The following is a 13,311-nucleotide window of genomic DNA, read 5'->3' as shown; positions in this document are numbered from 1 at the left end:
CTACGCCGGCACGTGGGGGTGCCAGGCGAAGGGCGCGAGCTGCTCGTCCAGCGGCGCGCGGGTGAGCCGGTTGGCGAGCGTGGACATCGTGTACGCGCCGATGCCCAGCACGACCTCCAGGGCGTTCTGCGGGGTGTGACCACGGGCCAGGAACGCCCGGAGCGCGTCGTCGTCCACGGCCCCGCTCGTCGTGACGACCTCCAGGGTGAACGCCCGCACGGCTTCCAGCCGCTCGTCGGCCACCGGCCGCTGCTCGCGCAGCGCGTCGACCAGGGCGTCGTCGGCGCCGAGCCCGCGCAGCGCGGCGGTGTGCATGGCCACGCACACCTCGCACCCGTTGCGGGTGGCGATGGTGAGGATGACGACCTCGCGGGCGAGAGGGTCCAGCGTGGTGGCCGAGAACAGGCCGCTGACCTTGAGGAACCCGTCGAGCAGGTGCGGTGAGGCCGCGAGCCGCGCGACGGGGGCGGGCAGGTGGCCGAGCCGTTCGGCGGTGGCGGTCATCGCGCGGCGTGACCCGGGCGGCGCGGTCTCCGGGGTGTGGTCGGGGAAGACGAGGTCGGTCTCGGTGGGCACGGCACTCCTTCAGTCAACTAGTCAACTTGGTTGTCCAAACCGTAAACCGAGTTGTCCGTCCGAGCAAGCGAGTTGTCGGCCGGGCCGCACGGGCGCACGTCCCACGTCGACGGGTCCGGAGAATTGCCCGCGAACCGGTGTCGAAATGGCGTTCCGCCGTTCGACGCGGTGGTGAGGGCCGGCCACGACTGCCGCGCCGGCCAGGACGACACAGGGAGCAAGTCATGCGGTTTCTGCTGATGCACCGGCTCGACGAGCGCGCCTCCGAGGCGTGGAACCCCAGCCCGGAGTTCGTCGAGCGCATGGGCAGGTTCGTCCAGGACTGGATCGACCGGGGCATCCTGATCACCGCCGAGGGCGTGCACCCCTCGGAGAAGGGCGCCCGGGTCCGCAAGGAGCGCGGCTCCGGCGTCTCCGCGACGGACGGCCCGTTCACCGAGGCCAAGGAGGTCATCGGCGGGTTCGCGCTGATCAACGCCACGGACCGGGCCGAGGCCGTGGCCTACGCCGCCCAGTACGCGGACCTGTTCGACCAGGTCGAGGTCGAGGTGCGGCAGGTCGTGGAGTTCGAGGACCTCCCCGGCTGAGCCCGGCCCGCCACCACGCGCACCGCCGCCACCGAGCTCCGGAGCCCTGGTGGCGGCGGCACCCGTGCACCGGGCTCGCCAGGCGCACCGCACGCCGTGCGCACAGGGCACAGCACCCGTCGCGCCAGGACAATGAGCGCGTGGCCGGCCGCCCCTACGGTCGACCACCACGCACGGCGGGAAGGACCGACATGGCGGACGGCGTTGCCCTGACCTTGGCCGGCTGGACGGACCTCGCACCCGCCGACCGCGACCGCCGGCGGGCCGAGGTGGTCGCGCGGGCCTCGGCGTCCGCGCACGGCGACTGGATCGGCCCCGTCCGCGACGGGTCGCCCGGCACCGGCGAACTCGCCGGCATCCCGTTCTCGGTCAAGGACAACGTCGACGTCCGGGGCGTGCCGACCACGGCCGGCAGCCGGCTGCTCGACGACTCGCCCGCCGCCGTCGACGCGGGTGTCGTCGGCGTGCTGCGCGCCGCCGGGGCGGTGGTGGTCGGCAAGACCAACCTGCACGAGCTGGCGTTCGGGATCACCAGCAACAACCGGGCTTTCGGGCCGGTGCGCAACCCCGTGGACCGGGACCGCAGCGCCGGCGGGTCCAGCGGGGGCAGCGCGGTCGGGGTCGCGCTCGGCGTGGTGCCGTTCGCCCTCGGCACCGACACCGGCGGCTCCGTCACGGTGCCCGCCTCGTTCTGCGGCGTGGTCGGGTTCCGCCCGTCCACCGGCCGCTACCCGGGCGACGGCGTGGTGAACCTGTCGTCCACCCGGGACACCGTCGGCGTCCACGCCCGCACCGTGCCGGACGTGCGCACCGTCGACCGGGTGGTCACCGGAGAGCCGGACGCGCCCCCGGTCGCCCTCGCGGGCCTGCGCGTCGGCCTGCCGCGCAGCAGCTACCGGCACCTCGACCCGGAGGTCGCCCGGGTCGCCGACGAGGCGCTGACCGCCCTGGAGCGGGCCGGGGTCCACCTGGTCGAGGTCGACCTCGGCGACGAGGTGCTGTCGGCGGCGGGGGCGGGCCACGACCTGGTGTTCTACGAGGCGCCGCGCCTGCTGGCCCGGCGGGTCTCCGCCCCCGTCGGCGAGTGGTCCGCCCGGATCGCCTCGCCCGACGTGCGCGCCCTGGTCGACGCGATGTGCGCCACCGCCGTGACCCCCGACGTCTACGAGGAGGCGCGGGCCGCCCGGTGGCGGTTGCGCCGCACGTACGCGGAGCTGTTCGGCCGGGTGGACGTCCTGCTCGGGCCGACCGCCCCGGTGCTGCCGCCGCTGCTCGGCGAGGACGAGGTGATCACCCTGAACGGGCGGGAGGTCCCGGTGTTCCCCACCGTGACGCGCAACGTCGACCCGGGCACGGTCGCCGGCCTGCCGATGCTGTCGCTGCCGGCGGGCCGCTCCCGCGACGGGCTGCCGGTCGGGGTGTGCCTGGAGGGCCGCGCGTTCGGCGACACCCGGCTGCTGCGCATCGGTGAGGCGGTGGCGGCCGCGCTGGTCTGAGCCCGCCTGCGGGCCTTGAGCACGCCGCGAGAAGACTTCGCCCCGGTGCTCGGGCATCGTCGGAGTGGACAGCCGCGTGCGGACCCCGCGTGGCCGGTGCGGTCGCACCGGGTCCGCCGGGGAGGACTCGACCAGAGGACGTGCTGCGCATGGACGTGTTCACGGCGCTCCGGGCCACCGGCGACGACTTCGACCGGATGGTCGCCGACCTCGACCACGAGCAGTGGTCCCGGCCCACCCCCGCGCCGGGGTGGACGGTCAAGCACCAGGTGGCGCACCTGACGTCGGTCTTCGGCATGGCGGGCACGGCCGCCGGGGACGGCGACCGGTTCCGCGCGGTGCTGGCGACCCTGTCCGACGACTTCGACGCGAACGTGGCGGCCTCGATGGCCCCGCACCTCGCGCTGGACGTGCCCGAACTGGTGCGGCGGTGGCAGGGGACCAAGGCCGGCGCGATCACCGCGCTGGCCGCCGTGCCGGCCGACACCCCGGTGCCGTGGCTGGTGAACCCGCTGCCGCCCGCCGTGCTGGCCAGTGCCGGGATGATGGAGCTGTTCGGGCACGGGCAGGACGTCGCGGACGCGCTGGGCGTGACCCGCGAGTGGGACGACCGGATCGGGTTCCTGGTCGGCTTCGCGGTGCGCACCAAGGACTTCGGCTACCTGGCGCGCGGCGAGCAGCCGCCGGGCGAGGAGTTCCGGTTCGAGATCACCGCCCCGTCCGGGCGGCGCTGGGACCACGGGCCCGAGGACGCCGCGCAGCGGGTGACCGGTTCGGCGGTCGACTTCTGCCTGCTGGTGACGCGCCGCCGGCACCACGCCGACCTCGACGTGCGGGCGGAGGGCGAGACGGCCTCCCGCTGGCTGGAGCTGGCGCAGTGCTACCGGGGCCCCGCAGGTCCGGGCCGCCGTCCCGCCTCGACCGTCGCAGCGGGACGCTGACCCCTTGCCGACCCACGGCAGCGCCGGAGCGGCCCACCGGACGGCCGGAGTGCTCCGGTGAGCCCTCGGCGCGCGGCTGCGCACACCCGGTCCGCCCTGGTGGACATCGGGGCCCGCCTGCTCGCCGAGGAGGGGCCGGGCGCGCTGTCGACCCGGCGGCTCGCGGCCGAGGCCGGGTCGTCGACCATGGCCGTGTACACCCACTTCGGCGGGATGAGCGGCCTGGTGCGGGAGATGGTGCACGAGGGCTTCGCGCGGTTGCAGCGCTACCTGACCGGGGTCGGGCGGACCGACGACCCGGTGGCCGACATGGCGCTGCTCGGCCGGGCGTACCGGGGCAACGCCCTGGCCAACCCGCACCTGTACCCGGTCATGTTCGGCACCTTCCCGCTGGCCGGGTTCACCCTGTCCGACGACGACCGCCAGTACGGCCGCTTCACGCTCACCAACGTCGCCCGCTGCGCCGCCCGCTGCGTCGCGGCGGGCCGCTTCGCCCCGGCCGACCCGGAGCTGGTGGCGCACCACATGTGGATCGCCACCCACGGGCTGGTCACCCTGGAACTCGGCCGGTACCTGGTCGGGCCGTTCACCGCCGACGCCGTGTTCGAGGCGCAGCTCGTCGGCATGATGGTCAGCGCCGGCGACGACCCGGCTGCCGCCCGGCACTCGGTCGCGGACTCGGCCGCCCGGGTCCCCGAGGTCGCCTGACCGACCCCGCGACCGGTGCCCGCCGGGCGTCCCTGAACGCCCGGCGGGCACCGGTCCCCCGTCACCGCGACGCCGCGAGCCCCGCCCGCTGCGGCGGGAGCACCCCGGTGTCGGCCATCCAGCGGACGGTGTCGGTGACGGTGTCCCGGAACGGGCGGGGCGGGAGGGCCGCCGTGCTCGCCGACGGGTCGACGCGGGTGGCCGCGCCGGCGGTCGCGATCGCGCCGTGCTCCGCCGGGATGTGCCACGGCCACCACGGCTGCACCAGGTCGACCAGGCGCCCCACCGGAACCAGGGCCGCCGCCGGCGGGAAGAGCGCGGGCAGCGCGCGGCCCGTCACCTCCCGCACCGCCCGCACGTACTCGGCCGTGGTGAGGTAGCGGCCGGGGCCGAAGTGGCGCCCGGTCACGCCGGGGGCGAGCAGCGCCGCGTGCAGCGCCGCCGTGTCGCGGACGTCGCCGAGCTGGAGCCCGCCCGCCGGCCACACCGGCACCAGGCCGCGCAGCAGGTCCCGCAGCCGGCACGTCTGGTCGCCGGGTTTGGGGTCGTGCGGGCCGAGCAGGGCGGGCGGGTAGCTGATCACCACCGGGTCCCCGCGCTCCTGGTGCCGCCGGGCCACGGCCTCCGACCCGGCCTTGGTCGCCGCGTACGGTTCGCGGCTGGTGCCGACCGGCGTGTCCTCCCGCAGCACCCGGACGCCGGCGCCGAACAGGGCGGCGATGCTCGACACGTGCACCACCCGCCCGACGCCCTGCCGCGTCGCGGCTCCCAGCACCAGCTCCGTACCCCGGACGTTGGTGCGCAGCATCTCCGCGCGCCGCCGCCGGTCGAACGAGTAGACCGAGGCGCAGTGCACCACGGCGTCCGCGCCGCGCACCGCCGCGACCACCGCCCGCTCGTCGGTGACGTCCCCCACCACCACCTCCGCGCCGGGCACGCCCAGCGGTCGCAACGCACTGTCCACTGCGGACTCGGCGCGGGCGAGCACCCGCACCTCGTGCCCGCCGCGCACCAGTTCGGCGACGGTGTGCGCGCCGACGAAACCACTGCCCCCGGTGACCGTCACCAGCACGGCCGCTCCCCTCCTCAGATCCGGTGGAATCCCCGGTCGTAGAACAGCAGCGCCGGGCTGTCCGGGCCGCGCCCGCAGCCGAGCACCCGACCGAGGAAGATGGTGTGGTCGCCGCCCTCGTACCACTGCGCCAGGTCGCACTCCAGCCACGCCAACGCCCCGGACAGCAGCGGGGCACCGGTGTGCGGGCCGGGCGTGCAGTCGACCACGTCGAACTGCGCCCCGCCGCGCGGGCGGCGCTTGTCGGCGAAGTACCGGGCGGTGCGCTCCTGGTCACCGCGCATGACGGAGACCGCGAACCGCCCCGCGCGGTCGATGGCCGTGTGCATGGTCGCCCGACGGGACACGCAGCACAGCACCAGCGGCGGTTCCAGCGAGACGCACGTGAACGCGTTCGCGGTCATGCCGTGCGCGTGCTCACCGCCCACGGTGACCACGGCGACACCGGTCGCGAACCGGGACATGGCGTCCCGCAGCGTGGTTTCCTCCAACACGGGAGCCGTCTCGTGCACGGTCATCACCCCAGCCCCGCCCGTGCCGGCTCCGCCGTCCCCGCGTACGGTTCGAGCGCCGTCCGCAGCTCGTCGGGCACCCGCGACGGGACGGTGTCGGTGTTCGGGCCCCTCATGCAGGCCACGCGCTGCTTCCCGCGCGCCACCAGCACTTCCGGCCCGTCGTCGAGCTTGACGTAGTCGAAGCTGAACTGGATCTGCGTCTGGGTCATCTCGTCCAGCCGCATCCGCACCGACAGCTCGTCGAACGCGGTGATCTCGGCGAAGAACTCGCAGTCCACCTTGAGCGTGAACAGCTTCAGGTCCTCGCGGACGTCCTCCAACACGCCGGGTGCCTTGTCGCGCAGGAACATCTCCCGGCACCGGCCCTGCCACCGCAGGTAGTTCACGTAGTAGACGTTGCCGACGAGGTTGGTCTCCTCGAAGCCGACGGTGTGGCGGATCTCGAAGTACTCCGGCATGTCAGTCCTCCTTCCCGACGAGCACCGCGAACACCACTGGTTCGTCGCGCCCGGTCACGGTGGTGGCCCAGGTGGCGATCTCCGCGTCGCCGGCCGACAGCACGGCCCACCCGTCGGGGTGCACCCGGTCCACGGTGAGCGCCCGGGTGGTGGACCCGGTCTTGCGCAGGCACTCCAGCGCGCCCCACAGCCGCGTGCCGGACACGTCCGGCGACTCGTCGGCCTCGGCCCGCAGCAGGTCGCGCACGGGCAGCAGGTCGGCACCGAGCAGCCCGGCCCAGTCCTGCTCCGCACGCGGCGCGGCGGGCTCGACGTCGCAGCCCAGCCGCCCGGTGCCCGCCACGGCCAGGGTCAGGCCCGCGCCGTGCGACGCGGTCACCGCCGCGCCGTCGACCTCGGGCTTGCCGTCCGGCCGGTACCGCACGTCGACCCGCCGGTCCAGCGCCCGGCTCAGCGCCAGCGCGGTCTGCGCCCGGCGGTCCGGCGCGGTGTCGGCGGGGTCGGGCTCCACGACGACCGCGCCGCCGCCGGAGAGCACCCGTTCCAACGAGCGCTCCAGGTACGGGCCGAGCATGGTCGGCGTCCACGGCCCCGCGCCGTCGCGCTTGTGGACCGCCCGCAGCACCAGCCCCTCCCAGCGCTCGACGGGCCGGCCGGCCGCGTCGCGCACGTCGACGTCGTAGGTGTAGCTGTCGCCGTCCTGCGCCCGTTCGCGGGCGTCGAGCACCACGTGCTCGGTGGACCGGTCGGCGGGGTCGGCGAGGTGCAGCCGCGCCACGCGCTGCGGCAGCAGGGTGGCGTCCGGCACGCAGCACTGGATGGCGTGCATGACCACGTCCCGGGTGCCGGGGTCGGCGAGCACCCGGTCCTGCGGCAGGAATGGCGCGAACCAGGACGACACGGGCGTGGCGGCGACCTCCGCCACCGCGTGCCGCGCGGACGCCCGCCGGTAGCCCAGCAGCCGCTGGAACCTCTTGCCCTGGAACAGCACCCCGCCGTACAGCTCGCCCACCGGGTCCACCGGCACGGGAGGCAGCCCGGGGTCGTCGGCCGGGACCGGGGCGAGGTCCGGACGCGGGAACACCAGCCGGGCGCGGAAGTGGTCCGCGCCGAACCCGGTGTCCTCGGCCCGGAGCACCACGTCCACCACGCCCGGCGCGCGGACCTGCGCGGCCAGCCGCACGGTCAGCGCGCCGTCCGGCCGCACCACGACCGGGCGCGGGAACTCCAGGTCCTCCAGCAGCGGCGGCGCGGTCGCCCCGGTGAGCGCGCACGCCACCTGGGCCATGGCCTCCATGCCGAGCACCGCCGGGAACAGCAGGTCGCCCGCCAGCCGGTGGTCGGCCAGGTACGGGTCGCTGCCCGCCGACAGGTCGGCCTCGGTCACCAGCTCCACCCCCGGGTAGTGCACCAGCACGCGGTCCACGAACCGGGTGAGCGGCAGGTCGGCGCGGTCGAACTCCAGCGTGGGCAGCCCGGCCGCCCGGCCGCCGACCACCAGCACGGGGCCCAGCCCCGGGTCGGCGAGCACCTCGCGCAGCACCGCCACGCCCTCGTCGGCGGAGACCGGCGTGATGCCGTCGCGCGCCAGGGCCTCGACCACGCCCAGCCGCTCGCCCATGCCCGCCCCGGACCAGACCGACCACTCCAGGGCCAGCACGCGCGCGGCCGGGTGCTCGCGGCCGAACTCGACGGTCAGCTCGGTCAGCCAGTCGTTCGCGGTGGCGTAGTGCGCCTCGCCGCGCAGCCCGGCGCGGCCGATGATGCTGCCGAACGTGACCAGCAGCTTGATCCGCTCCGGGTCGACCGAGGCGAGCACGGTCCGCAGGCCGTCGACCTTGGGCGCGAGGGTGGCGGCGAAGTCCTCGTCGGTCAGGCCGGTCAGCGCGCGCGGCTCGTTGCGGCCCGCGCCGTGCAGCACGGCGGTGACCTCACCCAGCTCGGCGCGGAACCGCCGGACCGCGTCGGCGACCTGCTCCGGCGAGGTCACGTCGGCGCGCGCGTAGTGGAACCGGACGCCCGCCGCCGCCACCCGCTCCAGGTTGGCGGCCAGCTCGGCGTCGTGCGCCGGGTCGGCGCGGCCGACCAGCGCCAGGGCCGCGCCGCAGTCCCGCGCCACCGCCAGCGCGCACTCCGCCGTGATGCCCTTGCCGCCGCCGGTCACCAGCAGGACGTCGGAGGCGTCCAACGCCGGAGCGCCCGGGGTGCCGGTCACCGCGCGCAGCACGGGGACCGTGCGCACGCCGTGCTCGTAGCGGACCTGGGTGAAGCCGGTGGTGGCGGCGACCTCGGCGACGACGTCGTCCACGCCGGGCGAGCCCTCGACCACGGTCACCGGCACGCCCGGGGCTTCCAGGTGCAGGGAGCGGGCCAGGCCGGACGCGCCCAACCGGCCCTGCACGACCGCGAAGCGCGTCCCCGGCGCAGCGGCCAGGACGGCCCGCGCGGCGGCCAGGGACAGGGCCGGGTCGCCCTCCTCGGGCAGCAGCAGCACCCCGTCACCGGGCAGCGCCGCCCGCAGCGGCTGCGCCAGCGGGTGGTCCGGCCGGGCGAACACGGTCCACTCCCCCGGTGCGGCCGGTTCGGCGTCGGGGCGCGGGCGGGCCACGTGCGCCACCTCGAACGGCCGCACCCACGGCGCGACGCCGGGCACCTCGCCGGGGGCCTCCTCCTCGTGCGCGGTGGACGCCAGCTCGTCGATCAGCGCGGCCAGCTCGCCCAGCCGCACGGTGGCGAAGTTCGGCGTGGCGGTCAGCGCGGGCCGGCCCAGGCCGCTGGTCACCCCGTTGACGAGCTGGCCCACGGTGATCGAGCTGAGGTGCAGGTCGTCGAGCGGGTGGGTGTCCGGGCCGATCGCCTCCAGCGGCAGCTCCGCGCGTTCGGCGGCCAGCCGGCGCAGCAGGTCCAGGGTGGACTCGCCCTCGGCGGTGGTGACGGTGTCGACGTCCGCCGGCGCGGCGTCGGCCAGGGCGACGTCCAGCGCGGGCGCGGCCTCGCACGGGCTGGACAGGAACGTCATCGCGCCGTCCAGCGGCAGGTCGCGCAGCGCGCGCCCGGCGAACAGGGCGGGCACCCGGACCGGCGCACCGAGCGCGAAGGCCGCGCCGACCGCCGTCAGCAGCGGGACCAGCGAGGCGTGGTCGGTGTCCAGCGCGACGGCCGGCGTGCCCGGCGCGATCCCGGCGACCAGGCCGGTGAGCACCCGGCCGGGCCCGACCTCCAGCAGCAGGTCGGCACCGGCCGCCGCCCGGGCCGCCGCCTCGTGGAAGCGCACCGGTTCCAGCACCTGGTCGCGCAGCAGGCGGCGCAGGTCCGCGCCGGGGTCGAGCACGTCCCCGGTCACCGTCGAGTGCACGGGCCGTTCGGGACGGGCGAAGTCGTAGTCCGCCAGCCGGTCGCCCATCGCCTCGGCGGCGGGCGCGACCAGCGGCGAGTGGAAGGCGTGCGACACGGGGATCCGGGCGGCGTGCACGCCGGCGGCCTTCGCCCCGGCGCACACCCGGTCGACGGCTTCGGCCGGTCCGGACAGGACGGTCTGCTCGGGCCCGTTGTAGCCCGCGACCACCACGTCCTCGCCGGCGGCCAGCTCCAGCGCCCGCTCCGGCCCGGTCGCCAGGCCGGCCATCGCACCGCCGCCCCGGCTCGCGGACGCCATCACCCGTCCCCGCTCGGCGGCGAGGTCGAGCACCCGGTCCGCGCCCAGCGCGCCCGCCCAGTGCACGGCGGTCAGCTCGCCGAGGCTGTGCCCGACCGCCGCGGCGGCCTCCACGCCCAGCTCCCGCAGCACCGCCAGCCCGGCCAGCGCGCCCGCCACGATCCTCGGCTGGGCGACCTCGGTGGCCACCTGGTCGCCGTCGGCCGGCAGCTCCAGCTCCCGGAACACCCGCTCGGCGGCGGCGAACCGGTGCCGGATCGCGCCGACCGCGCCCCGACCGGACCCCTGGCCGGGGAACAGGTAGGCGATGCGCGGCGGCGTGGCGCGCGCGGCCAGGAACACCCCGTCCGCCGGGTCGGTCACCGGGCCGCCGTCGAGCAGCCGGGTGAGCTTGCGCGCGGCCTCCTCCGGGTCGCGCGCGACGACCGCCGCCCGGACCGGCCCGCCGGTCAGCCGGCCGGCCAGCGCGCCCGCCAGGTCGGCCAGCTCGGCGAAGGCCAGCCGGGGCGCCAGCGCGGCGGCCTCGGCCAGCCGCTCCCGCACCGCCGCCTCGTCCGGGCCGTCGAACAGCAGCAGCTCGGCGTCCTGGCGGCCGGTCACCAGCGCGCGGGTGCGGTCCTCCAGCTCGGCGCGGCGGGTGGTGCCGGGCGCCTGCTCCAGCGCGACGTGGGTGTTGATGCCGCCGAAGCCCATGGCCGACACGCCGGCGCGCACGGGCCGGTCGGCGGGCCACAGCTCGGCCTCGCGCGGCACGTACACCGCCGCGTCCCCGGCCAGCAGCTTCGGGTGCGGGTCGTGGTGGCCGGTGCCCGGCGGGATCACCTGGTGGTGCACGGCGAGGGCCGCCTTGATCAGACCGGCGACGCCCGCCGCGGCCTTGGTGTGCCCGAAGTTGCCCTTGACGCTGCTCAGCGCCGCCGGCCGGGCCGCCGGGTCGGCCTCCCGGCGGGCGGTGGACAGCGCGTCGATCTCGGTGGCGTCGCCCAGCGCCGTGCCGGTGCCGTGGCCCTCGAAGTAGGACACCGAGTCCACGCCGTAGCCGGCCCGGCCGTACGCGCGCGAGATGGCCAGCCGGTGGCCGCTCGCCTCGGGCCGGGTGATGCCGCCCTTGCCGTCCGAGGACACGCCCCAGCCGGCGATGGTCGCGTAGACGTCGAGGCCGCGCTCGGCGGCGTCGTCCTCGCGCACCAGCACCAGCGCGCCCGCGCCCTCGCCGGGCCAGAACCCGTTCGAGTCGCGGTCGTAGACCTTCATCTCGCCGGTGGACAGCGCGCCGGTCTTGGCGAACCCGATCACCTCGAACGGGTCGATCGACAGGTCCACGCCGCCCGCGACGGCGACGTCCAGCTCCCCGTCGGCCAGCGACTTCGCGGCGGTCGCCACGGACAGCAGCGACGACGAGCACGCGCCGTCCACGGTGTACCCGCCGCCGCCCAGGTCGAAGTGGTTGCAGATCCGGCCCGCGATGGTGTTGGACAGGCCGCCCGCGAGCGAGTCCTCGTCGATCGCCGGGAACGGCGCCTTGTACCGCCCTTCCAGGTCGCGCAGGAAGCCCGCCGTCTCGTCCTCCGGCCAGCCCTTGGCGGTCAGCGCGGCGGCGACCGTGCGGCGCACGTACGGCCAGCGCAGCCGCATCACGTTGGCGCGGGAGAACTCGCCGGTGAGGCTGTTGCCCAGCACGACGCCCGTGGTGCGGCGGGGCAGCCCCTCGCCCTCCGGGAACCCCGCGTCGGCCAGCGCCCGGGTCGCCACGTCCAGCGCGAGCCAGTGCGTCAGGTCGGTGGACCGGTAGGTGCTGCCCGCGACCCGGTAGCGCACCCGGTCGAACTCGAAGTCCCGCAGCACCGCGGCCTTCGCCGAGTAGAAGCGGTCCGGCGCGGCGGGGTCCGGCGAGAAGTAGTCGGCGTGGTTCATCCGCTCGTCCGGCAGCCGCCGGAAGGCGCGGCGGCCCGCCAGGACGTTCTCCCACAGTTCGGCGGCAGAACCGGCATCGGGGTAGCGCAGGCCGATGCCGACAATTGCGATCCGTTCACTGCTCATGCTCTCACCGTTTCCGCGACTCCGTTCGGACCTCGACGGACACCGCACCCCTAAATCGGCGCGGCACATCGAAGAAATACGAGTGACACCTATCGTGCCGGAGCCCCGCAGGCGTTGCTACTCCGATTTTGCCCTGTGACCTGGGCTTTGTCATAACAGCGTGATGGACATTGTCCGACACCTTCCCGACCATCGCGGGGTAAACCCGGTGCGCCACCCGGAGCAGCGAGTGCGCATCCTCGGAGAAGATTTCCCGGACCAACCGGACGGATGCTGGAAAGCACCGGCCCGCAGCACCGGCGGACCCGGCCGGGAGAACCGGCGGAATCGACGAGGAGGACGCATGGCGCACACCGCGACCCCGGTCCGGGGCGACCTGCCGGCCTCCCCGCCCCGCCGGCGGTGGCGGGTCGTCGCGCTCTCCGCCCTGGCCGGCTTCCTGCTCACCGTCGCGTGGTCGGCGGCGTTCGTGGACAAGACCATCGGCGGCACCGTGGCGGACGCGCTGCTCGGCCACGACGCGGGGACCGCGCCCGTCGCGGGTGTCGCGTTCGCCTTCGTCAGCGGCCTCGCGGGCACGTTCACCGCCTGCAACATCGCCGCGTTCGGCGCGGTCGCGCCCCTGCTCGGCACGACCGCCGGCCGGTGGGCCAGGCTGCGCGCGTCCCTGGCACCGCTGGGCCTGCTGGCGGCCGGGATGATCCCGGTGGCGGCGGTCTACGGCGCGCTGGTCGGCCTGGTCGGCACCCGGATGCCGCAGTTCGACACCGTGCCGGTGCAGGCCGGCGCGCTCACCGGGCGCGCGGTCCAGTCGCTGGTGGTGTTCGGCGTCATCGGGCTGACCATGGTCTACCTGGGCCTGGCCGCGCTGGAGCTGGTGCCCGACCCGTTCCGCCGCCGCCCCGCCGCCCGGACGGTGCTGCTGGGCGCGCTGATCGGCGGCTTCCTGATCGGCCGGCCCTTCCCGCTGTTCCGGGTGATGTTCCGGGACGCCGCCGAGAGCGGGAACCCGCTGTACGGCGCCGCCGCGTTCGTCCTCCAGTCGGTGGGCAACGTGGTCGTGGTCGCCGTACTGGTCCTGCTGCTGGGCACGGTCGCGGGCGGCCCGCTGCGGCGGTGGCTGGGCGCTCGGGCGGCCGTGCTCACCGCCGCGACGCTGATCGCGGTCGGCGTCTTCACCGTCCTGTACTGGGACGTCCGGCTGCTCGCCGGCCGGGGCGTCATCCCGTGGTACCCGACCGCCCCGTGGGTGAGCTGACCCCG

Annotated in this window: 10 protein-coding genes; 5 read left to right on the top strand and 5 right to left on the bottom strand. The window is 75.9% G+C overall.

Annotation, left to right across the window (positions count from 1 at the left end; genetic code table 11):
• Positions 1-504 carry a carboxymuconolactone decarboxylase family protein gene (locus tag AB0I60_RS19335; RefSeq protein ID WP_360731870.1) on the bottom strand — a complete coding sequence of 168 codons (504 nt, stop codon included), beginning with the start codon at positions 502-504 and terminating at the stop codon, positions 1-3.
• Between the two features lie 296 nt (positions 505-800).
• On the opposite strand from AB0I60_RS19335, the gene AB0I60_RS19330 reads away from it, so the two are divergent.
• The 4 genes from AB0I60_RS19330 (at position 801) to AB0I60_RS19315 (ending at position 4,308) form a co-directional block, all read left to right on the top strand.
• A complete protein-coding gene (locus tag AB0I60_RS19330; RefSeq protein WP_360731603.1) occupies positions 801-1,163 on the top strand; it encodes a YciI family protein in 363 nt (120 codons plus the stop codon).
• A 191-nt stretch (positions 1,164-1,354) separates the two neighbouring features.
• The gene (locus AB0I60_RS19325; protein ID WP_360731602.1) at positions 1,355-2,659 is read left to right on the top strand and encodes an amidase family protein; all 1,305 of its coding nucleotides are present in this window, start codon (positions 1,355-1,357) and stop codon (positions 2,657-2,659) included.
• Positions 2,660-2,808: 149 nt separating this feature from the next.
• Positions 2,809-3,600 (top strand): TIGR03084 family metal-binding protein, encoded by a 792-nt coding sequence (locus tag AB0I60_RS19320; protein ID WP_360731600.1) that lies wholly within the window; start codon positions 2,809-2,811, stop codon positions 3,598-3,600.
• 57 nt (positions 3,601-3,657) lie between these two features.
• On the top strand, positions 3,658-4,308 hold the full coding sequence (locus tag AB0I60_RS19315; protein WP_360731598.1) for a TetR/AcrR family transcriptional regulator: 651 nt from the start codon (positions 3,658-3,660) through the stop codon (positions 4,306-4,308).
• 61 nt (positions 4,309-4,369) lie between these two features.
• Here the strand turns inward: AB0I60_RS19315 and AB0I60_RS19310 are convergent, their stop codons facing one another.
• Genes AB0I60_RS19310 through AB0I60_RS19295 form a run of 4 tightly spaced genes read right to left on the bottom strand, consistent with a single transcriptional unit; the run spans position 4,370 to position 12,048 of the window.
• On the bottom strand, positions 4,370-5,380 hold the full coding sequence (locus tag AB0I60_RS19310) for an SDR family NAD(P)-dependent oxidoreductase (RefSeq protein ID WP_360731597.1): 1,011 nt from the start codon (positions 5,378-5,380) through the stop codon (positions 4,370-4,372).
• 14 nt (positions 5,381-5,394) lie between these two features.
• Positions 5,395-5,898, bottom strand: coding sequence for a flavin reductase family protein (locus AB0I60_RS19305; protein WP_360731596.1), 504 nt, complete (start codon positions 5,896-5,898; stop codon positions 5,395-5,397).
• On the bottom strand, positions 5,898-6,353 hold the full coding sequence (locus tag AB0I60_RS19300) for an acyl-CoA thioesterase (RefSeq protein WP_360731594.1): 456 nt from the start codon (positions 6,351-6,353) through the stop codon (positions 5,898-5,900). Before AB0I60_RS19300 ends, AB0I60_RS19305 begins: the two co-directional genes overlap by 1 nt.
• 1 nt (position 6,354) lies before the next feature.
• Positions 6,355-12,048: a type I polyketide synthase gene (locus AB0I60_RS19295; protein WP_360731592.1), complete on the bottom strand. Its 5,694-nt coding sequence runs from the start codon at positions 12,046-12,048 to the stop codon at positions 6,355-6,357.
• A 343-nt stretch (positions 12,049-12,391) separates the two neighbouring features.
• Between AB0I60_RS19295 and AB0I60_RS19290 the strand changes: the two genes are divergently transcribed.
• The gene (locus AB0I60_RS19290) at positions 12,392-13,306 is read left to right on the top strand and encodes a hypothetical protein (protein ID WP_360731590.1); all 915 of its coding nucleotides are present in this window, start codon (positions 12,392-12,394) and stop codon (positions 13,304-13,306) included.
• Positions 13,307-13,311: the final 5 nt, after the last annotated feature.

This window comes from Actinosynnema sp. NPDC050436, from assembly GCF_040655415.1.
Classification (GTDB): Bacteria; Actinomycetota; Actinomycetes; order Mycobacteriales; family Pseudonocardiaceae; genus Actinosynnema.
Note: the sequence above shows the minus strand (reverse complement) of the source record. Positions and strands in the feature narration are given on the sequence as shown.